Annotated in this window: 15 protein-coding genes; 12 read left to right on the plus strand and 3 right to left on the minus strand. The window is 58.7% G+C overall.

Annotated features, from left to right (window positions below):
* The first annotated feature begins 27 nt into the window (after positions 1–27).
* The 9 genes from dusB (at position 28) to hflX (ending at position 11,942) form a co-directional block, all read left to right on the plus strand.
* A complete protein-coding gene (gene dusB, locus TRIHO_RS12565) occupies positions 28–1,014 on the plus strand; it encodes a tRNA dihydrouridine synthase DusB (RefSeq protein WP_068244043.1) in 987 nt (328 codons plus the stop codon).
* Complete coding sequence (locus TRIHO_RS12570) at positions 1,011–2,099, plus strand: two-component system sensor histidine kinase NtrB (protein WP_068244046.1); 1,089 nt, start codon at positions 1,011–1,013, stop codon at positions 2,097–2,099. The genes dusB and TRIHO_RS12570 overlap by 4 nt, the downstream gene beginning before the upstream one ends.
* 18 nt (positions 2,100–2,117) lie before the next feature.
* The gene (locus TRIHO_RS12575; protein WP_068244049.1) at positions 2,118–3,497 is read left to right on the plus strand and encodes a response regulator; all 1,380 of its coding nucleotides are present in this window, start codon (positions 2,118–2,120) and stop codon (positions 3,495–3,497) included.
* Positions 3,498–3,595: 98 nt separating this feature from the next.
* Entirely contained in the window at positions 3,596–5,875 is a 2,280-nt protein-coding gene (locus TRIHO_RS12580; protein ID WP_068244448.1) for a sensor histidine kinase NtrY-like, read from the plus strand.
* Positions 5,872–7,281 (plus strand): nitrogen assimilation response regulator NtrX, encoded by a 1,410-nt coding sequence (gene ntrX / locus TRIHO_RS12585; protein WP_068244051.1) that lies wholly within the window; start codon positions 5,872–5,874, stop codon positions 7,279–7,281. The genes TRIHO_RS12580 and ntrX overlap by 4 nt, the downstream gene beginning before the upstream one ends.
* Positions 7,282–7,384: 103 nt before the next feature.
* A complete protein-coding gene (gene trkA, locus TRIHO_RS12590) occupies positions 7,385–8,761 on the plus strand; it encodes a Trk system potassium transporter TrkA (protein ID WP_068244054.1) in 1,377 nt (458 codons plus the stop codon).
* 1 nt (position 8,762) lies between these two features.
* Positions 8,763–10,301, plus strand: coding sequence for a TrkH family potassium uptake protein (locus TRIHO_RS12595; RefSeq protein ID WP_068244056.1), 1,539 nt, complete (start codon positions 8,763–8,765; stop codon positions 10,299–10,301).
* A 130-nt stretch (positions 10,302–10,431) separates the two neighbouring features.
* Entirely contained in the window at positions 10,432–10,671 is a 240-nt protein-coding gene (gene hfq, locus TRIHO_RS12600; protein ID WP_005611588.1) for an RNA chaperone Hfq, read from the plus strand.
* On the plus strand, positions 10,671–11,942 hold the full coding sequence (gene hflX / locus TRIHO_RS12605; RefSeq protein ID WP_068244059.1) for a GTPase HflX: 1,272 nt from the start codon (positions 10,671–10,673) through the stop codon (positions 11,940–11,942). Before hfq ends, hflX begins: the two co-directional genes overlap by 1 nt.
* A gap of 21 nt (positions 11,943–11,963) precedes the next feature.
* Here the strand turns inward: hflX and TRIHO_RS12610 are convergent, their stop codons facing one another.
* Positions 11,964–14,435 (minus strand): penicillin acylase family protein, encoded by a 2,472-nt coding sequence (locus TRIHO_RS12610; RefSeq protein ID WP_068244066.1) that lies wholly within the window; start codon positions 14,433–14,435, stop codon positions 11,964–11,966.
* A 114-nt stretch (positions 14,436–14,549) separates the two neighbouring features.
* On the opposite strand from TRIHO_RS12610, the gene TRIHO_RS12615 reads away from it, so the two are divergent.
* Positions 14,550–15,422, plus strand: coding sequence for an NAD(P)-dependent oxidoreductase (locus TRIHO_RS12615; RefSeq protein WP_068244069.1), 873 nt, complete (start codon positions 14,550–14,552; stop codon positions 15,420–15,422).
* A gap of 87 nt (positions 15,423–15,509) precedes the next feature.
* Here TRIHO_RS12615 and TRIHO_RS12620 read toward each other — a convergent pair whose 3' ends face one another.
* On the minus strand, positions 15,510–16,082 hold the full coding sequence (locus TRIHO_RS12620) for a lipid-binding SYLF domain-containing protein (RefSeq protein WP_068244072.1): 573 nt from the start codon (positions 16,080–16,082) through the stop codon (positions 15,510–15,512).
* Between the two features lie 147 nt (positions 16,083–16,229).
* Positions 16,230–17,228, minus strand: a complete 999-nt coding sequence (gene hemB / locus TRIHO_RS12625; RefSeq protein WP_068244074.1) for a porphobilinogen synthase — start codon at positions 17,226–17,228, stop codon at positions 16,230–16,232.
* A gap of 181 nt (positions 17,229–17,409) precedes the next feature.
* Between hemB and TRIHO_RS12630 the strand changes: the two genes are divergently transcribed.
* On the plus strand, positions 17,410–17,934 hold the full coding sequence (locus tag TRIHO_RS12630; RefSeq protein ID WP_068244081.1) for a component of SufBCD complex: 525 nt from the start codon (positions 17,410–17,412) through the stop codon (positions 17,932–17,934).
* Positions 17,935–17,968: 34 nt separating this feature from the next.
* Complete coding sequence (mfd, locus tag TRIHO_RS12635; protein WP_068244083.1) at positions 17,969–21,433, plus strand: transcription-repair coupling factor; 3,465 nt, start codon at positions 17,969–17,971, stop codon at positions 21,431–21,433.
* Positions 21,434–21,471: the final 38 nt, after the last annotated feature.

Raw genomic sequence — 21,471 nt, forward strand, 5'->3', positions numbered from 1 at the left:
ACAATCATGTGCACAAGGATTAAGCAATTGTCCTTTACCGTTGGACCCATACACGTTGACCCTCCGATCGCTCTGGCGCCGATGGCTGGTATCACGGATCGTCCCTACCGGGATCTTGTCCGCTCTTTCGGGGCCGGGCTGGTGGTGAGCGAGATGGTCGCGAGCCAGGAGATGGTGCAGGCCAAGCCTGGTGTCCGGGAACGGGCAGAGCTGAGCGCCGATGTGGAGAACACGGCGGTGCAGCTGGCCGGCCGGGAGGCCTACTGGATGGCAGAAGCCGCCCGCCAGGTTGCAGATCGCGGCGCACGTATGATCGACATCAATATGGGGTGCCCGGCGAAAAAGGTGACAAGCGGGTACTCCGGCTCGGCCCTGCTGAAAACGCCGGACCATGCCCTGTCTCTGATCGAGGCGGTGGTGCAGGCCGTTGATGTGCCTGTGACGCTGAAAACGCGGCTTGGCTGGGATGACAGCTGCCTCAACGCTGCTGATGTGGCGCGTAGGGCGCAGGACGTCGGCGTGCAGATGGTGACCATTCACGGCCGCACGCGCTGTCAATTCTACAAAGGCAAGGCGGATTGGGCGGCAATTGGCGCGGTGCGGCAGGCAATCACGCTGCCGCTGCTGGCCAATGGCGACATTCTGGATGGCGGCGACGCCCGGCAGGCCATGGATGCCTCCGGTGCGGATGGGGTGATGATTGGTCGCGGTGTTCAGGGTCAGCCCTGGCTCCTGGCGCAGGTGGCGCATGAGCTTTGGGGATCTCCAGCACCGCACATTCCCGAGGGGGAAGCGTTTGTGGACATGGTTTCAACGCATTACGAGGCGATGTTGAATTTTTATGGCCGTGACCTCGGGCTGCGCGTCGCGCGCAAGCATCTGGGTTGGTACATGGAGCGGGCAAACACGGCGGCGCCGCTGCGCCGTGCTGTGCTGACGGCGCGGACCGCTCAGGAGGTTCTGACCCGTTTGCCGGACGCCTTGCTGACACCGCAACAGGAGTATGCGGCATGAGCCCAACATCAGTGCCACATAGCGCGGACTGCTCGATCTGGGCCTCGCTGCCGGTGCCTGCCTTTCTCGTGGATGAGAAAAACCGCATCACGGATGTCAATTCTGCCGCCGAAGGGTTCATCAATGCGTCTCGTAAGTCGTTGGTTGGCCGTCAGATTTGGCAGAAGGTCGCGATTGAGACCGCGATTGAAGCCGCGTTTGACAAAGCCCGCCAGCAAGGGACGCCGCTCTTTGTGAATGATGTCGATGTCGGCTCGCGCGGTCGGGCACCGCTGCAATGCGCCGTCCAGATTTCACCGTTGCACGGGCACGAGGGGCATATGTTGCTGATGGTGTCACCGCGCGAGCTGGCAGGACGGATGACGCAGAATCATTCCGCGAAATCAGCTGCCCAATCCGCAATCGGTATGGCCGAGATGCTGGCGCATGAGATCAAAAACCCGTTGGCCGGTATCACCGGCGCGGCGCAGCTGGTGAGCATGAACCTGAGCAAGGAAGACCTTGAACTCACGGATCTGATTGTAAGCGAAAGCCGCCGGATCGTGAAACTGTTGGAGCAGGTCGAACAGTTCGGCAATCTGTCAGAGCCGGATTTCCGCCCTGTCAATCTGCATGATGTGCTCGACCGGGCCCGCAGATCTGCGATGCTGGGGTTTGGCGCCCATATGAAGATCGTCGAGAAATACGATCCGTCGTTGCCCCTGGCCTGGGGGGATCCTGATCAATTGCTGCAGGTGGTGCTGAACTTGTTGAAGAACGCCTCGGAAGCGGCTGGAAGAACAAGCGGAACGATCACGATCCGGACCTTCTACGAGCATTCTTTCCGGCTCCGTCGCAGCGATGGCCAGGGCAAGTTGCTGCCGCTTCAAATTGAAATCGTCGATGATGGACCCGGCCTGCCTGAACATATCCGCGAGGATATTTTCGAACCGTTTGTCTCTGGCAGAGAGAATGGCACCGGGCTTGGGCTGGCGCTGGTGAGCAAGATCATCTCCGATCACAACGGCTGGATTTCGGTCCGCTCAGAGCCGGGAAATACCGTTTTCAGACTGTCACTTTCGCGTGTTCCGCGCGAACACATCTAAATCAAGGAGCACATTCGCATGGACGGCACCGTTCTTGTTGCTGACGACGATCGCACCATTCGCACGGTCCTCACTCAGGCGCTGACGCGCGCCGGGTGCAAGGTCCATGCCACCTCGTCACTGACCACTTTGATGCGCTGGGTCAGCGAAGGCAAAGGAGATGTGGTGATATCCGACGTCATGATGCCAGACGGAAACGGACTGGAGATGCTGCCAAAGATCGCACAGGACCGCCCAGGGCTGCCGGTTATCGTGATTTCGGCCCAGAATACGATCATGACCGCGATCAAGGCGGCCGAAGCCGATGCCTATGACTATCTGCCCAAACCCTTTGATCTGCCGGAGCTGATGAAGCGCACCGCCAAGGCGCTGTCGGAAAAGCGCACGGCCCAGGCGGCAGGGCGCATCGAAATGGTCGAAGAACGGCCGGACGAGCTGCCTTTGGTCGGGCGAACAGAGGTCATGCAAACGCTCTACCGTCTTATTGCGCGGGTCATGAACACCGATATGCCCCTGTTGATCACAGGTGAAAGCGGGACGGGCAAGTCATTGATTGCGCGCGCTATTCATGACTTTTCAGATCGTAGAACCTTGCCTTTTGTCGTCGGCGAGGCCGCAGACATGATCGAGCTGGAAGGGCCCTCGCGGCTTCTTGGGCAGGTCAAGGGGGGCACGTTGTTGATCGACGAACTGGTCGACCTGCCTGATGAGGCACAGGCCCGTTTGGTGCGCATGATGGATGCGCCTAGCGATCATGCGCCGCGTTTTATTGCGACCACCAGTCAGCAAAATCTGGCCAAACAGATGGAATCCGGGACATTGCGTCAGGATCTCTACTATCGGATTTGCGGCACGGAACTGGCGGTGCCTGCCCTGCGGGAACGGGTGGAAGACATCGCCTTGCTGAGCGAGCATTTTCTGACCCGCGCCGAAAGCGACGGGGCTGCACGGCATGTCCTCAGCGAGGATGCGCGCGAGTTGTTGCGCCATTTCGCATGGCCAGGCAACGTCCGGCAGCTGGAAAATATTGTTAAACGGCTTGCGCTTACAGCGCGCAGTGAAGAGATTGGAAAATCCGAGGTCGCGGCCGCTTTGGGCCCGCAGACGACAGGTGTCGAGCCGGTCATGGGCGGCGGCGCCAGCAATGAGAAACTGTCAGATGCCGTTGCGCGCCACCTTCAGCGCTATTTTGATTTGCATGGTGACATGTTGCCGCCGCCGGGGCTTTATACGCGGCTTCTGAAAGAAGTCGAAACCCCGCTGATCGAGATCGCCCTTGCCGCAACAGGCGGAAACCAGGCGAAATGTGCGGATCTGCTCGGTATCAACCGCAATACGCTGCGCAAGAAAATCACAGATCTTGATATTGAGGTTACACGCCGCCGCAAACTGATGTAATATCGCCACAGAAGCGTGACCCGTTCGCCCGTTTGGCATGGGGGCACGCGAAATCATGTGGTGGGCAAGGAATGCTCATCATCAGCTGGGGGCAGGCGGTGGCGCAGATGTCACATCTCCGATCAGCGTATCTAGGGCTGATCGCCTTGGATCGCTGGCGAAAAACGCGTAGGGCGCGCAATATCACCACGCTTGGGCTGGTGATTTTGGGGCCAACTATGGCGCTTGCGACCTTTCTGGTCATCGGGCCGCTGGGACAGGGCGCCAGTTCGCCGACCTTGCGTCTGATTCTGCTGGCCGATCTGGTCTATGTTCTGGCGATCACCGCGATGGTGCTCAGTCAGATCGGACGGCTTATTTCGGCGAGGCGTGAAAAGTCGGCGGGTTCTCGCCTCCATCTCAGGTTGATTGGCGCTTTTGCGTTTCTAGCCCTGGTCCCGACGGTGACGGTCGCGGTCTTCGCGGTTCTGACGGTAAACGTTGGGCTGGAAGGCTGGTTTTCGGAACGCGTGCGCGATGCCATCGGCAATTCGGTCAAGGCGGCGGAGGCCTATCAACGACAGCAGCGGCAGGATCTTGAACAGGATGCAGCGGCGCTCGCCCGCTTTCTGGATCGCAGTCGAAACGCCAATTTTTTCATGAGCGACGGGGAGTTGCGGCAGGTTCTTTCACAAGGACAATTGCGCATTCAGCGGGGGCTGCAAGAGGCCTACGTGATTGACGGAACTGGCGCGATCCTGACGCGCGGCGAGCGATCTTATGAATTCGATTTCGAAATGCCCGAGACCAAGGACATTGAAGCGGCCGAGGCCGCTGGCATGTTCATCATTCAGGACTGGGACAACAACGAATTTCGCGCTTTGGTTCGGCTGGATGCCTTTGTGGATCGCTACCTCTATGTCAGTCGTGATGTCGATGGGGAGCTGCTGAACCTTCTGGATGATACCCAGGAGACCGCGCATCTTTACCAGCAGCTTGAAAATGAACGCGGCCGGGTCTTGTTTGAATTCGGGCTGCTTTATCTGGGGTTTGCCGTGATCCTGATCCTTGCGGCGATGTGGCTGGGGATGTGGTTCGCGGAGCGGCTGTCAAAGCCCGTCGGGCGGTTGATGATCGCGGCGCAACGGGTTGGGTCCGGGAATTTGACGGTGCAAGTCACCGAGGAGCGCGGTGACGACGAGATTGCCCAATTGGGGCGCTATTTCAATCAGATGACGCAACAACTTCAGGCGCAACGAGACACGCTTTTAGAGAACACCCGGCAGATCGAGCAACGCCGACGGTTGTTTGACTCGGTCTTGTCCTCGGTGACATCCGGCGTTGTCGGCCTGGACGAAAAAGGGTCGGTCACTTTTGTCAACAAGTCCGCCAAACGTCTGCTGGACTGGCGTGAGGATCAACAGTCGTTGGCCATTTCGGTTGCCGTTCCTGAGTTCGGTCAATTGTACGCCGAGTTGGTCGAAGGAAAATCGCCGGTCGCCCAGGGCGAGATCAAAGTCACCCGACAGGGGCGGCTGGAAAACCTCCTCGTCCGCATGTCGCCGCGGCGCTCCGGTGAGGGGCGGCTTGAGGGCTACGTGGTTGCCTTTGACGATGTGACGGACCTGGTGAGCGCCCAACGGATGGCGGCTTGGGGCGATGTCGCCCGTCGCATTGCCCATGAAATCAAGAACCCGCTCACACCGATCCAACTCAGCGCAGAACGTATAAAGCGGAAATTCGCACCGAAACTGGGCGAAGAGCATAGCGACCAGTTGCAATCCATGACAGATGTGATCGTGCGTCAAACCAATGACCTGCGCCGGATTGTTGATGAGTTTTCAAAGTTCGCGCGGATGCCAGAGCCGGTGCGCAACGAAGAAAACCTGAACATTCTTGTGCAGGAGGCGGTTTTGCTCCAGCAGGCCGGGCAGCCTGATCTGCACATTTCCATCGATATACCGGAAACAACGCTGACCGTTGACGTTGATGCGACCATGATCGGACAAGCGCTGACAAATTTGATTAAGAACGCCGGGGAAGCGACTGAAACCTTGAAGAGAAAAGGCGCACCCGATGGCTACGCACCGGAAATAAGGGTGGCAGTCCGGTCTGAGGAGACCGGCATTCAGATTACCATCGCGGACAATGGTATCGGTCTTCCGGCCGACCGGGCGCGGCTGTTCGAACCCTATGTGACAACCCGGGACGAAGGGACCGGATTGGGGTTGCCGATCGTCAAGAAAATTATCGAAGAGCATGGTGGCACCTTGGCGCTCGAAGACGCGCCTCTTTTCGAAAAGATGAGCCACAGGGGCGCCATGGCGGTTATCCGCCTCCCGGCTCAAATGCCGGGGCTGGGCGCCCATCAACAAAATCTAGTAGCAGGGCTGACATGAGTGATATTCTGATCGTTGACGATGAGCGTGATATCCGGGAACTCGTTTCGGATATTCTGGAAGACGAAGGCTACGCGACCCGAAAGGCCGCGAACTCCGAAGAGTGCATTGCCGCATTTGAGGCCGCACCGCCGTCGTTGCTCATTCTCGATATTTGGCTGAAAGACAGCCAGATGGACGGAATTGATATCCTGAAAACCGTGAAACGGGACCACCCTGAAGTACCGGTCGTGATTATTTCGGGTCACGGCAACGTCGAAATCGCGGTGGCTGCGATCAAGCAAGGTGCCTATGATTTCATCGAAAAACCGTTCAATATTGACCAGTTGATGGTTGTGATCCGGCGCGCGATGGAAACGTCCAGACTGCGGCGGGAAAACACAGATCTTCGGCGCAAGGACGTTGGCGCCGCAGATATGGTCGGAACCTCGCCCGCGTTTCGGACCTTGATCGGTCAGCTCGACAAAGTGACGAAATCCAACGGTCGGGTCATGCTGACAGGGGCTGCGGGCAGCGGCAAAGAAGTTGCGGCGCGCTATATCCACGCAAACTCCAATCGGGCGGGTGCCCCGTTCATTACGGTGAATTGTGCCAGTATCGAACCCGAGCGGATGGAGTATGTGTTGTTCGGCCGGGAAAGCAGCGAGCGCGGAGTCGAGCCGGGCCTGTTGGAACAGGCCGATGGTGGCGTGGTGTTTTTCGACGAAGTGGCTGATATGCCTCTGGGAACACAGTCAAAAATCCTGCGAGTTCTGGTCGATCAGCAGTTCGTGCGGGTCGGCGGAACGGAAAAATTGAAAGTTGACTTGCGGGTGATTTCCGCAACCAATCGCGACCTGGAAAGCGAAATCCAACAGGGGAACTTTCGCCAGGAGCTGTTTCACCGTTTGAATGTGGTTCCCATCAATGTTCCGGCCTTGGCGGACCGGCGCGAGGACATTCCTCTGCTGACGGAATACTTCATCGCTCATTTCAACACCACGCAGGGGTTGCCTCTGCGTGCGCTGAGCGATGATGCGGTTGCCTTGCTCCAGACCATGATGTGGCCAGGCAACGTGCGTCAGTTGAAGAACCTGGTGGAACGTGTTCTGATCCTTGGGGAAACCTCTGACCCGATCCAGGCAAAAGACTTGCCGCGCGAAGAGGAAAAGATTGAATCTGAAGGGCGGGTCGTTCTTTCCGGGGCTTTGGCCACCTTGCCGCTGCGCGAGGCGCGGGAGGCGTTTGAGCGGGAATATCTACTCACACAGATCAACCGGTTTGGCGGCAATATCAGCCGGACGGCCTCCTTTGTCGGGATGGAGAGATCCGCCTTGCACCGTAAGCTGAAGTCGCTTGGTGTGGTAACGTCAAACAAGGCCGGGACCCGAATTGCCCGCGTCGAGAATGAGGAAACCACTGTCTGACCGTCCGCATCGCCGCCTGGGACTTCGGCGGGGACAATTGAATTGACCAGATTTGTGCCTTCTGTCATGCAGAGGAGCATTTCAGCGCCCGGAGAGCGGATCGATGAAAGTAATTATCTGTGGCGCCGGGCAGGTAGGCTGGCAGATTGCCCGCCACCTTTCAGGCGAACATAACGACGTCACCGTAGTTGACAACAATCCTGATCTGGTGAGGCGCGCGACGGATACCCTTGATGTGCAAGGGATCGCCGGGTTTGCGTCCTATCCTGATGTGCTTGACCGCGCCGGCGCGCGTGACGCCGATATGATCATCGCGGCGACCCATTCGGATGAGGTGAACATGGTCACCTGCCAGGTGGCGCATTCGGTGTTTTCCATCCAGCGCAAGATTGCGCGGCTGCGGGCGAAAAGTTACCTGAACGCCATCTACTCCGATCTCTACCGGCGCGATCACTTGCCGATTGATGTCGTCATCAGCCCCGAACGGGAGGTTGCCGCCGCTGCAATGCAGCGTCTGCGCGCCCCGGCCGCGTTTGATACCGAAGTGTTCATGGACGGACGCGCGCAGCTTCTGGGCATTCGGGTGGATGACGACTGTCCCGTGGTGAACACGCCGTTGCGACAGCTGACAGAGTTGTTTTCGACGCTCCGGGCCATCGTGGTCGGCATTCGCCGCGACGGGTCACTGTTTGCCCCCGAACCCGGGGATCAGTTGTTTGTCGGCGATGCAGCCTATGTGTTCTGTCATGCGGATGACGTGAACAGAGCGATGGAAGTCTTTGGTAAAAAAGAAAAACGCCAAGAGCGTGTCGTGATCGTCGGTGGCGGCAATGTTGGGCTGGAGGTCGCCAAGGCGCTGGAGGCACGTGCTGGCCGGACCCGGGCCAAGATGATCGAGAAAAGCCGCAAGAACGCCGAGCGGGCGGCCGAAGCCCTGGAGCGGACCATCGTTCTGAATGGCGACGGGCTGGACCGGGGGCTGATGATTGAGGCAGGCATTGACAAGGCGGATGCCATGCTTGCGGTGACCGATGACGACAAGACCAACATGCTGGCCGCTGTCCGGGCCAAGGCCGAAGGCTGCCCCTTTGCGATTGCGCTGATCAACGACCCGACATTGTTGCCGTTGTTGCCGCATCTGGGCATTGATGCCCATATCAATCCGCGCTCGACCACGGTCAGTTCGATCTTGCGCCATATCCGCTACGGTCGGATCCGGCAGGTCTATTCGATTGGCGATGCAGAGGCAGAAGTGATCGAAACCGAAGTGCTGTCGACCTCGCCGATGGCGGGGCAAGCCATCCGGGATATTGATTTCCCCGAAGGTGTGCTGGTCGGGGCCGTCTCCAAGAATGGCGAGGTCCTGCGCCCCAGTGGGGAGTTGCGGATCGAAGCGGGCGATACGATCGCGCTCTTTGCGATGGCTGCGGATGTGCGGGAGGTCGAGCGCCTGATGCAGGTCTCGATCGATTACTTCTAGCATGCGGCGTCGTCCCCGTTCCCAGGTGCGCGGCATCCTGCGCTTGCCGCTTTTGCTATTGATCTGGGGCGTCTTTGCCTTGGCCATGTGGATCCCGGCAGTGCACGCGCTGGCTGTGGACGACCACAAGACCTCGCAAAGTTTTTTCTATGCGGGTCTCTGTGGCCTGACTGTGATCACATTCGTTGCGCTGTCGGTTGCCAATCGCGTACCCCGCTATGGCATGCCGGGACAGCTGATGACGCTGTTGGCAACCTTTGTGTTTTTGCCCCTGTACTTGGCGGTCCCTCTGCAGGATGCTTTGCGAAACACAAGCTATCTGAACGCCTATTTTGATATGGTCAGCGCCCTGACAACCACGGGCGCGGATATTTTCGACGGGCCCGGCCGGTTGCCGCAATCGGTGCATTTGTGGCGCGCTCTGGTGGCATGGCTTGGTGGTCTGTTCATGTGGATCGCGGCTTCTGCCGTGCTTGCGCCGCTCTCGCTTGGTGGGTTCGAGGTGACGGCCCGCGCAGAGCCAGGGCGCAGCGATAGCAGCCTGCGCGACAGTCACAGACCGGATCCGCGGCGCAAGCTGATCCTGGTCACACGGGCGCTGGCGCCAGTGTACCTTGGGCTGACCTTGGCATTGGCGCTGCTGCTGGTGCTGTGCGGTGACAGCGGTCTGGTTGCGATTTGCCATGCGATGTCGATCATGGCCACGTCCGGGATCTCTCCGATCGGTGGGATCGGCGCAACCCAGGCGGGGTTGGCGGGCGAGATGATCATGTTCCTGTTCTTGCTGTTTGCGTTGTCACGACTGACGTTTTCCAGCGATACCGTGGCCGTCGGCTATAGCCGTTTGGATAAAGATCCGGAATTCCGCACTGGCCTGTTGATCATTATCGGCGTGCCGGTGCTGCTGTTCTTGCGGCACTGGATTGCCGCGCTGGAGGTGAACGCCTCTGATGATCTTGCCATGGCATTGGCGTCGTTTTGGGGGGCGTTGTTCACCATTACCTCTTTCCTCACCACCAACGGGTTTGAAAGCGCCTATTGGCTGAGCGCGCAGGAATGGTCAGGGCTGGAAACCCCAGGGATGATCCTGCTTGGCCTGGCAGTGATGGGGGGCGGCGTGGCGACAACCGCCGGCGGAGTCAAATTGCTTCGGGTCTATGCGCTCTACCTCAATGGATTGCGCGAGATGGAGCGGTTGGTTCTGCCGTCGTCGGTCAGTGGGGAAGGGCGCGGCAACCGGCGGCTGCAAAGCAATGGCGCCTTTGTTGCGTGGATTTTCTTCATGCTGTTTGCCCTCTCTTTGACGCTGATCTGTGTGGCCCTGTCCGCCTTTGGTATCCCATTCGAGCAAGCCATGATTCTCGCGGTGGCGGGGCTTTCGACCACCGGCCCGCTGATCGAGGCCGCGGGACAGGTGCCAATCGAGCTGGGATTGATGGCGGCACCGGCAAAACTGATCCTGTGTTTCGCCATGGTGCTTGGCCGTCTGGAAACCCTTGCGATAATCGCACTTCTGTCGCCCAATCTTTGGCGAAGCTGAGAGAATCTGCCTAAGCCTTGCAGAAAAGTGACGTTTTTCGGCTGGAAACCCGAGATTTCTGCGTCCATACTCGGTGCAAGGGGCGTGTTGGGCCGCAACGCGTGACAAGAACAAAGGCGAGATAATAAGAATGGCTTCGGACAGACAGAATCTTCAGGACGCGTTTCTGAATCACGTTCGCAAAACCAAAGTTCCGGTTACAATCTTTCTGATTAATGGTGTTAAACTACAGGGCGTGATTACCTGGTTCGACAACTTCTGTGTGTTGCTGCGCCGCGATGGTCAATCTCAGCTTGTGTACAAGCATGCGATTTCGACCATCATGCCGGCCCAGCCGATCAGTCTCTATGAGGGTGAAGACTCCAATTGATGGAGCATGATAGGAAGCTGACCCGCGCTTGGGTCCTGCATCCGGAAATCAAATCAGACCAGCGTCGGCGCCCGCCAGGGCCCGCGCTTGAGGAGGCCGTTGGCCTTGCCGAAGCGTTGCCAGATCTTGAAGTGATCGGTGCGACGGTGGTGCGTTTGCCCAAAGCGCATGCGGGAAAACTGTTTGGTTCCGGAAAAATCGAAGAGCTTGGCGGCGAACTGAAAGCGGCCGAGATCGAGTTGGTGCTGATTGATGGGTCTGTCAGCCCGGTTCAGCAGCGCAACCTGGAAAAGGCATGGAAGGTCAAGATCCTGGACCGCACCGGGCTGATCCTCGAGATTTTCTCGGATCGGGCCAGAACCCGCGAGGGGGTTCTGCAGGTTGAAATGGCTGCCCTCAGCTATCAGCGCACGCGTCTGGTGCGGGCTTGGACCCACCTAGAACGCCAGCGCGGCGGGCTTGGTTTCGTCGGCGGCCCCGGCGAAACCCAGATCGAGGCAGACCGGCGCGCGATTGACGATCAACTCGTGCGGTTGCGTCGCCAGCTTGATAAAGTGGTCAAAACCCGAACGCTGCATCGGGCAGCACGGGCCAAGATCCCCTATCCGATTGTCGCTCTTGTCGGCTATACCAACGCTGGAAAATCTACACTTTTCAACCGTTTGACTGGCGCCGACGTGATGGCCAAAGACATGCTCTTTGCCACGCTGGACCCAACGATGCGGCGGGTGGAGCTGCCGGACGGGCCTGAGGTGATCATGTCGGACACGGTCGGGTTTATCTCGGATCTGCCAACCGAACTCGTCGCCGCCTTCCGGGCCACGCTGGAAGAGGTTCTTGCCGCTGATGTGGTCATCCACGTGCGCGATATCAGTCACAGCGATACCGAAAGTCAGGCGAGAGATGTCGAGAAAATTCTGTCCTCTCTTGGGGTCAGCGACGAACGCCCACGACTGGAGGTCTGGAACAAGATTGACCAGCTGTCGCCCGAGGAGGCGGAGGCTTGTCGGCAACGCGCCGTGCGCAGCGACGATCTGTTTGCCACCTCTGCGATCACCGGAGAGGGGCTGCCTGAGCTGCTGGCGGATGTCGCCGCAAAACTGCAGGGTGCGCGGCTCACCGAAGTGCTGACGCTTGATTTTTCGCAAGGAAAACAGCGCGCTTGGTTGTTCAAAGAAGAGATCGTCGAAGCGGAAGAGCAGACCGAAACCGGCTTTGAGATCACGGTGAGCTGGACCGAACTACAGAAATCGCGATACGCAGCGCTTTGAGCCGCTGCGTATCCGCGCTGTCTAGTTCCTGGGCAGGATCCGGGTGACACCAACGGCGGCGGCCCGTGCGAGATCTTCATCGAGGGACATCGGAAGATATTCACCGCGTCGCCAGAATTGCGCCATATCGTCATAGAACCGGGACAGGAAATGGCCCGATTGACCGGTCGCAATGATGAACAAAGAACTGTCCGGATCCGCGAAATCGTAGACGCCCCGATAGCCAGCGGCATGGACATTTTCAAAGGGGCGTATCGCAGCGGCCGAGGTCAGACCGCGCTGCAAGGTGTTGTCGCCGCCGCTGGTTGATTGCCGAATATTCACGAAATACCGCAGCAACGGAACCTCGCCGAGGACTTCGTGGTCGTGGGTGGCCTGATGGGCATCGCCCCAACGCAAGGCTTCGAGAGCGTTGCCATAGTTTTCGTCGATATCGACCAGCGCATCGTCCAGCGCCAGTCGTGCCATGTCGGAACAGGTCTCGACCGGGGTACTGCGACGGACATCGCACCAGATGGCGGCCCCATCGACATCGCGGAACACCCGTTCCAGAAACAGGGGATCAACCCGAGAGAACGCATCGGCCAAGGCGCCAAGCTCGTCGTCGATCAGGCGTTTTTGCAAAGCTCTTACCCAACTCGCATAGATCAGGGGTTCCGGCAGATGTTCGTTCATCTCGCCGTTCCATTCCGCGAGCAGGGAGAGTGCTATCTGACGCTGGCGGGCCGGAGTCCCGCTTGGGGCGGCTTCGCCGGTGAACCAGAGGTTTGCCCCGATCAACGGCAGCAGGGTCCTGGCGCTGTAGGAGACGGTATCTAACTGCGCCTCAATGAAACTGTCGCGGGTGTGAACTTCGCGCATTTGCATCAAGCGGCGCCATCTGTTGATGCGCTGGGTATCACCCCATTCAAACGACACATGGTTGGGAAAGGGGCGGTCCAGAAGTTTGTTGTTGGTATTTCCGACGATGCCGCCACGGGGATCAATGAACTCCGGGTTGGCGGTATAGGGCAGGCGGCCCTGCCATTTGTTTTCCCGTCGCCAGCCCTGGTTTGGCAAACGCCCCTGGCTTTGATTGCCGAGCGCGCGATCTGGCATTGTCCCGACGGTTTTCATGGCCACGGTCTGGCCATCCGCGAGCGTCAGGTTCTGGGATGGGGCGACAAACCCTTCACCGATTTCAATCGCTTGCGATATTGAATCGGCGCGCATCAGCTCCAGCGCGGCTGTCATTGACGTGTCGGTCTCGGACAGGGCCGTCCAGCCCAGCGACACCACATGCCCAGGTGGTGTAATGGCGGCGAGGTTGAAGAGCGATCCAGGCAAAACCGGGCCATTTTCGGTCCAGCGGAGCGTCAGGGTGAGCGGCTCGGCCCCCTTGATCTGCACGATCGAAGGGCGGGATACGAAATCCTTGTATCCGTTCGGGCTGAGATATTGCTGGCTGTTGTCGGGGTTGACCTTTTCGATAAAGAGGTCCTGATCATCAAGGTAGGAGGAGGTTATCCCCCAGCCCAGGTGCTGCGAACGGCCGGTGAGGACGGCCGGAATGCCGGGAATGGTGCCGCCGATCACGCCGCCTGTTCCCAGTTCGAGCCGCGCCAGATACCAGGTTCCGGGGGCGGTCAGTTTCAAATGTGGGTCATTCGCCAACAGCGTGCCACCTGTTGCCGACCGGCTTGGGGCCGCGGCCCAGGCGTTGGACGCCCCTGCAAGTCCGCGTTCCGCGACCGGCATCATGCTGGCCAGTTCGGTCCTGTTCTGGGGGCGGTCCTGCAGTTGAGGAAACAGGTTGGTGTACTCTGGCAGCGTCGCGGTGCCGGCGCCGGGCGCATCGGGAAGGATGTCTCGGAGCCGAGCCGGATCGTCCAGCGCAATCGACGTCTGAGCACGCAGGATTTCCTCCTGCATATGCGGTGACAGTTGCAGCGCCATCAGTTTTACAAGGGCGATACTGTCCGCGGGCTGCCAGGGGGCGATCGGCATGTTGAACAGAAACATCTCGGGCGCCCCACGACCCAGGGCCCGTTCGTTGATTTCCTGAAGACGCGCGTTGACGCCGGCTGAATAGGCTTCCAGCGCGCGCAGGGTTTCCGGACTTTGGGCGGAGACGGAGCTCCGCGCCAACCGGTAAAGGTCGAGCCGCCGCAGAAAGCTGTCAGTCTTGACCGTGCGGGCGCCGAAAACCTCCGACAGGCGGCCCTGCGCAGTCCGGCGCATCACCGCCATCTGCCACAACCGGTCCTGGGCATGGGCATAACCAAGCCCGAAAAACACATCTTCATCCGAGGCGCCAAAACTGCCGAAGATATGCGGCACATTGGCGTGATCCCGCACGATTTCAACCGGAGCCGTGGGGCCGGGCAGGGTGATTTCCTTATCATAGTTTGGCAGCGACTGGGACGCGAGGAAATAGACCAGAATTCCGCCGAGCAAACCGAGCAGAATCGAACCGGCCGTCAGCCGAAGGAGCCAGCGAAAAAGGCGTGCCATTCTTTGTCTATTCCCTTGGAATTTCTATATTTGTCGGAGACCCGCGTTGCGTTTGGGCGAGTGGCTGCTAGAGTTGGCGCCAACATATGCGAAGACACAACAGGGGGAAAGGACATGACAAAAGTTGCGTTCCTTGGACTTGGCGTCATGGGGTATCCGATGGCGGCACATCTGCAAAAGGCAGGCTATAACGTTACCGTCTATAACCGCACGACCGCAAAGGCTGAGGCCTGGGTCGCGGCGCATGGTGGCGCCAGCGCAGCCACACCGCGCGCCGCCGCCGCTGGTGCGGATTTCGTGATGTCCTGCGTTGGAAACGATGACGATCTGCGCTCCGTCTGCCTTGGGCCCGAAGGGGCCTTGGCGGGTCTGTCCGCCGGCAGCATTTTTGTCGATCACACCACGGTTTCAGCGAAAGTCACGACAGAGCTCTATGCGGCTGCGGCTGAGCGACAGATCGGGTTTGTGGATGCGCCAGTCTCTGGCGGTCAGGCGGGCGCCGAAAACGGTGTCTTGTCGATCATGTGTGGCGGTGACGCTGACATCTATGAGAAAGCGGCCCCAGTGATGGCGGCCTATTCCCGCATTTGCCGCCGTCTGGGGGATAGCGGTGCGGGTCAGATGACAAAAATGTGCAACCAGATCGCGATTGCCGGCCTTGTTCAAGGTCTCAGCGAAGCGCTGCATTTCGCCGAAAAGGCTGGGCTGGATGGGCGTGCTGTGGTTGAGGTGATCAGCCAGGGGGCCGCAGGCAGCTGGCAAATGGCCAATCGCTACGAAACCATGCTCGACGATCAGTTCGAACATGGTTTTGCTGTCGACTGGATGCGCAAGGATCTGGGCATTTGTCTGGATACAGCGGACGACATAGCGGCCAGCCTGCCGGTCACGGCTTTGGTGGATCAATTCTACAAGGATGTGCAAAAACTCGGCGGCGGGCGTTGGGACACGTCGTCGTTGATTAAACGTCTGCGGGCGATGGGCTAATCGGCCCCGCAACCGACCTGCAACGTAAAAGCCTCCCACATTAGGGGAGGCTTTTACGCATCTGGAAAAGATGAAGAAAGAAAACGATCAGGGGATGATGCGGGTGTATTTCGATCCCTCAAGCGTGGCGCCCACACGGAGCCCGGCTTGGCCAAAGATTGCAGCGATCACCGGTGCCGTCAGCGTATTGGTATCTGCGGTCAGCGAATTGCCTTCGTCGCGCACCACATATTCCAGGTCGGCCCCAGCCGTCCAGCCCGAGGATCTGCGGAAACGGGCAAGGGCTGCGTCGGTCATGAAGAACAAGACATGTGCATATTGTTGCGCGCCAATCTGAAGCCCGGCGTTGCCTTTGACCGAAGAATAAAAATCGACGGTGACGCCATTTATGCGCAATGCCCCACGACCGTAAGCGCCCCCAAAGATGAACCCGGCCTCGGTGACCAAGGGGATGATCAACATGCCCGCAGCCTTTTGCGCCAGATCCCGTGTGCCGGGGTAGGTGCTGTACATCTGGTTTAGGGTGGCGTCGACGCGGGCATCAATCTTGACATCATTCGAGTTGCCGACCCCATTCCCACAAGCGGCGGTCATCGCCAGCGTCGCGATACCAGCGGTGGCAAAGGACCGGCGGGACAGCTTTGAATTGTCTCTGCTCATTTTCTACGAACCTGCAAGTTGTTAGGGCGCGACGTGCACCGGGTTGGTGGACGTTATAGTCGCAATCGGTCGGACTGTCATCTTGAAGTCAAGTCCGCTGCGCGGCTTCTCGCTCTTTTGGCGGCGGGGCCCAGGTCAGGCGGGACTTCAGCCGTTCAGGATCCGCGCGACATCGGGTGCGAAATAGGTCAGGACGCCGTCGCAACCGGCGCGTCGAAAGGCCATCAGACTCTCCAGCATGACCTGTTCGCCATTGATCCATCCGTTCTGTGCCGCAGCCTGGATCATCGCGTACTCACCGGACACCTGATAGGCAAAGGTGGGCACACCGAATTCCGTCTTCACGCGGTGACATATATCCAGATAGGCGAGGCCGGGTTTTATCATCACCATGTCGGCGCCCTCGTCCAGGTCGCGGGCGATCATGCGCATGGCCTCGTTGGAGTTGCCCGCGTCCATTTGGTAGGTTTTCTTGTCCCCTTTCAGCGCGCCTGAAGCCCCGACAGCATCCCGAAACGGCCCGTAAAACCCTGAGGCATATTTGGCCGAATAGGACAGGATGGAGACATTGCGAAACCCCTTCTGTTCCAGAGCGTTGCGCATCGCACCAACCCGACCGTCCATCATGTCGGACGGGCCGATGATATCGGCACCGGCCTCAGCTTGGGCCAATGTCATCTTCACCAGCGCCTCGACCGTTTCGTCGTTACGAATTTCACCTTCAATAACAAAGCCATCGTGCCCATTGATGTTGTAGGGATCAAGCGCAACATCCGTCATGACGGCCAGTTCTGGCACGGCCTTCTTGATCCCGCGGATCGCCCGGTTGCACAGGTTGTCCGGGTTCCAGGCCTCGGCGCATTCCTCTGTCTTGAGAGAGGGATCCGTATAGGGGAACAGGCAGATGGCCGGAATTCCGAGGTTGTGGGCCTCGACGGCGGCTTCAACGACTTTGTCTACGGAGCGCCGCAGAACGCCGGGCATCGACATGACAGGCTCTTCGACCCCCTCGCCATCGCGCACAAAAACGGGCCAGATCAGGTCATTGACGGACAGTTCGTTTTCACGCGTCAGATTGCGCAAGGCAGCAGTCGCCCGCAGCCGACGCGGCCGGGCAGCGGGAAAGGAGGCAGGGTACACTGGCATCTTGGTCTCTGGTTTCGTTCCGGTCCCTATGGGTGACATGGATCCGGAGTGTTTCACAAGTGCCCTGTCCATGCATTTGTATCGCAGCAGCCCTTGTGTCGCGTCGCTCACCATTGGATATAGGGTCCTACATTGCTCGACCGTGGAGGTTTGAGATCACTTGTCAGGGAATGGACCGGCCTTGGATCTGTTTAGCTTAATCGTCGAAATGATCGACCTGAGGTCTTTCTCAAACCTTTGGTATTGGATCGCATTGGCGGTGCTGTGGTCCTCCGCCAGCCATTGGGTCCTTGGCGTGCCCTACGATATGGTAGGCCGGGCGTCTCGAATGGGCGGGCAAGCGGCACAGGATCTCCAGGATGCTGTCAGGATTCAGATCAACAGACTGCTGTATATCACTGATATTACAGGAGTGTTCCTGATTTCATTCATGTTCTTTCTGGTGACGACCTTGCTTCTTCTTGGGTTCGCCTATGGCGTGGAGTTTGCCCAGGCGCTGGTCCTCATGGTGTTGCCGATGAACGTTGTCGGGCTGATCAATCTTTCGGCGGCCCGCGCGGTACAGGCAACCCCGCATGACGACCGGGCCTTGAGAAGCCGTCTGACGCGCACGAGGTTTTATATTCAACTTGTTGGAATCGTGTCGATATTTGTAACTGCCATTTGGGGGATGTATCAGAATCTCTCGATCGGCGTGTTCGGTTGAAGAAAACGACCCAGGCGAGCGAGGGAACATAGTGATGGCTCAGCAATCCGTTGTCATGGGGGGCGCACCCGAAGGCTTTGACGCGCGCCTTGTCCTGAAGGAGTTGGATCGTGGTGGCGCGCCGGTTTTGCACATCGCGCGGGACGACAAACGTATGGAGGCCATGCGCGCGGCGCTGCGGTTCTTTGCGCCCGCTGTGCCGGTTTTTGTTTTCCCGGGTTGGGATTGTTTGCCTTATGATCGTGTTTCCCCAAACGCCGATATCTCTGCCGCCCGCATGGCCACGCTTGCGGCATTGGTGCACGGCATGCCGCAACAGTTCATTGTCCTCACGACATTGAACGCTGCAATGCAGCGTGTGCCTGCGCGGACTGTGCTGAAAGAAGCGGCCTTTTCGGCCAGTGTTAATTCACGAATTGATGAAGGCGCGCTGCGTAACTTCCTGGTTCGAATGGGGTTCTCTCAAAGCCCGACGGTGATGGAGCCAGGCGATTATGCAGTGCGGGGTGGGATCATCGACATCTTTCCGCCCGGCCAAAGCGGGCCCGTTCGGCTGGATTTGTTTGGAGATGTCCTCGACGGCGCGCGCCGGTTTGATCCGTCGAGCCAGCGGACCACGGAAAAATTGGACCTGGTAGAGTTGGCTCCGGTCTCTGAGGTGATCCTTGACGAAGCCGCCATAACCCGGTTTCGCCAGAACTATCGCATCGAATTTGGCGCGGCCGGCAATGACGATCCGCTGTATGAGGCCGTCAGCGCCGGTCGGAAACACCAGGGCATGGAGCATTGGCTGCCGTTTTTCCATGAAAAACTGGAAACCCTGTTCGACTACCTGCCGGGGGCTGCGGTGACGTTGGACGACCAACTGACTGCGGCGCGGCTGGCGCGCTGGGACAGCATAGCCGACCAATATGAAACGCGCAAAATTGCGATGGCTGCAAAGGGGCGGATGGATTCAGTCTATAAGCCAACACCACCGCACCGTTTGTATCTGGATGATGACGCCTGGGTGGCACAGGTTGAGGCCCACCGTTGCATTCAATTCCATCCCTTGCCCCAGGCTTCGGGGCCTGGCGTTGTTGACGCGGGTGGCCGCATCGGGCGCAACTTCGCTCCAGAGCGCCAACAGGAAAGCATAAGCCTTTTTGGAGCTTTGGCGGACCATCTTAAACAAAAAATGGCCAACGGGCCGGTGGTTGTTGCCTCCTATTCCGAAGGTGCCCGCGAACGCTTGAGCGGCTTGATCGAAGACGAAGGTCTGGCCGAAGCAATTCCGGTGGCGGATGGCACAAGGGTTGGGAAATCCGGGCTGCATCTGGCGGTCTGGGCATTGGAGCACGGCTTCGAGGCCCCGGATATGACGGTTGTTTCCGAGCAGGACGTGCTGGGGGACCGTCTGATCCGCAGCCCGAAAAAACGCAGGAAAGCCGAGAACTTCCTGACCGAAGCTCAATCACTCAGCCCGGGCAATCTCGTGGTCCATGTCGACCACGGTATAGGGCGATACATCGGCATGGAAGTCGTGACGGCCGCTGGGGCCGCGCATGAATGTCTGCTGTTGGAATATGCAGAGGACGCCAAGCTTTATCTGCCCGTCGAAAACATCGAATTGCTGTCGAAATATGGTCATGACGAGGGCCTGCTGGACCGATTGGGCGGCGGAGCCTGGCAGGCTAAAAAAGCGCGGCTGAAAGAACGCATTCGCGAGATGGCGGATCGTCTGATCCGGATTGCCGCTGAGCGTGCGCTTCGGAAAGCACCGGCGATGGATCCGCCGCCGCACGCCTGGGAGGAATTTTCAGCACGTTTTCCCTATCAGGAAACCGACGACCAGCTACGTGCGATCGATGACGTCATGACCGACCTGAATTCTGGCCAACCGATGGACCGGTTGGTCTGCGGCGATGTCGGGTTCGGCAAGACAGAGGTGGCCATGCGCGCGGCTTTTGTTGCAGCGATGTCCGGACTGCAGGTGGCAATCGTTGCGCCGACAACCCTATTGGCGCGCCAACATGCTGCCGGGTTCAAGGAACGGTTTCGTGGGTTTCCTTTGGAAGTCAGGCAGTTGTCCAGATTTGTTCCATCAAAGGAAGCGAGCAAAACCCGCGAAGGAATGGCCAAGGGAACCGTTGATATCGTGGTGGGCACCCACGCGTTGTTGGCCAAGAACATCCGTTTCAAAAATCTTGGGCTCTTGATCATCGATGAAGAACAGCATTTCGGGGTGGCCCACAAGGAGCGCCTGAAGCAGCTTCGCTCTGACATTCATGTGCTGACTCTGACCGCCACTCCGATCCCCAGGACACTTCAACTTAGCCTCACAGGTGTGCGGGATCTCTCGATTATTGGCACACCGCCGGTCGATAGGCTGGCGATCCGGACCTATGTGACGGAGTTTGACGCTGTGACCGTGCGCGAGGCATTGTTGCGCGAACACTATCGTGGCGGGCAGAGTTTTTATGTGGTGCCTCGGCTTTCAGACTTGCCGGAGATTGAGGCCTTTCTCAAAGAGCAGCTTCCTGAGTTGAGCTATGTGGTTGCACATGGCCAAATGGCCGCCGGCGAGTTGGATGACCGAATGAATGCCTTTTATGACGGCAAATACGACGTCCTGTTGGCGACCACGATTGTGGAATCCGGTCTCGACATTCCAACCGCCAATACCATGGTCGTACATCGTGCGGACATGTTTGGCCTGGCCCAGCTCTATCAAATTCGCGGACGGGTGGGACGCTCCAAAACCCGCGCCTATGCCTATCTGACGACTAAGCCACGGGCGCGCTTGACCGCTACGGCAGAGAAACGCCTTCGGGTTCTTGGGTCTCTGGATACCTTGGGAGCGGGCTTTACCTTGGCGTCGCAAGACCTTGATATCAGGGGCGCGGGGAACCTTCTGGGTGAGGAACAATCCGGCCAGATGCGCGACGTCGGTTACGAGCTGTACCAATCAATGCTGGAAGAAGCGATTACGAAAATCAAGTCTGGCGAAGTCGACGGCCTGGTTGAAGACAACGATCAATGGGCCCCACAGATCAACCTTGGCGTGCCTGTTCTGATCCCGGAAGCGTATGTTCCCGATCTGGATGTCCGGCTTGGGCTTTATCGTCGCCTGTCATCGCTGGATTCCAAAGTCGAACTGGAAGGTTTCGCGGCAGAACTGATCGACCGTTTTGGTCCTTTGCCGAAAGAGGTCAACACCTTGATGCTCGTTGTTCGTATCAAGACGATGTGCAAAAAGGCCGGGATTGCGAAGCTGGACGGCGGTCCGAAAGGGGCCACCCTTCAATTTCACAACGACAAGTTCGCCTCCCCCCAAGGGCTTGTGGAGTTTATCCAGGCCCAGGACGGCCTGGCCAAGGTCAAGGACAACAAGATTGTCGTGCGGCGGGACTGGAAAAAGGACAGCGACAAGATCAAGGGCGCCTTCTCCATCGCGCGGGATCTGGCGGAAAAAGTTGTCGCGGAGAAAAAGCGCAAGCTTGCCAAAGCACAGAGTTAAACCGTCCTGTTTCAGTTGAATAGGGCCGGTTCTTCATG

This window comes from Tritonibacter horizontis (assembly GCF_001518015.1).
Lineage (GTDB): Bacteria > Pseudomonadota > Alphaproteobacteria > Rhodobacterales > Rhodobacteraceae > Epibacterium > Epibacterium horizontis.

Bases quoted from the DNA above. Each gene is read 5' to 3' on its own strand.
- mfd (WP_068244083.1), top strand. From the start codon at position 17,969: ATGGCTCAGCAATCCGTTGTCATGGGGGGCGCACCCGAAGGCTTTGAC.
- hfq (WP_005611588.1), top strand. From the start codon at position 10,432: ATGGCTTCGGACAGACAGAATCTTCAGGACGCGTTTCTGAATCACGTT.
- TRIHO_RS12575 (WP_068244049.1), top strand. From the start codon at position 2,118: ATGGACGGCACCGTTCTTGTTGCTGACGACGATCGCACCATTCGCACG.
- hflX (WP_068244059.1), top strand. From the start codon at position 10,671: ATGGAGCATGATAGGAAGCTGACCCGCGCTTGGGTCCTGCATCCGGAA.
- hemB (WP_068244074.1), bottom strand. From the start codon at position 17,228: ATGCCAGTGTACCCTGCCTCCTTTCCCGCTGCCCGGCCGCGTCGGCTG.
- TRIHO_RS12595 (WP_068244056.1), top strand. From the start codon at position 8,763: ATGCGGCGTCGTCCCCGTTCCCAGGTGCGCGGCATCCTGCGCTTGCCG.
- ntrX (WP_068244051.1), top strand. From the start codon at position 5,872: ATGAGTGATATTCTGATCGTTGACGATGAGCGTGATATCCGGGAACTC.
- trkA (WP_068244054.1), top strand. From the start codon at position 7,385: ATGAAAGTAATTATCTGTGGCGCCGGGCAGGTAGGCTGGCAGATTGCC.
- TRIHO_RS12620 (WP_068244072.1), bottom strand. From the start codon at position 16,082: ATGAGCAGAGACAATTCAAAGCTGTCCCGCCGGTCCTTTGCCACCGCT.
- TRIHO_RS12570 (WP_068244046.1), top strand. From the start codon at position 1,011: ATGAGCCCAACATCAGTGCCACATAGCGCGGACTGCTCGATCTGGGCC.
- TRIHO_RS12610 (WP_068244066.1), bottom strand. From the start codon at position 14,435: ATGGCACGCCTTTTTCGCTGGCTCCTTCGGCTGACGGCCGGTTCGATT.
- TRIHO_RS12615 (WP_068244069.1), top strand. From the start codon at position 14,550: ATGACAAAAGTTGCGTTCCTTGGACTTGGCGTCATGGGGTATCCGATG.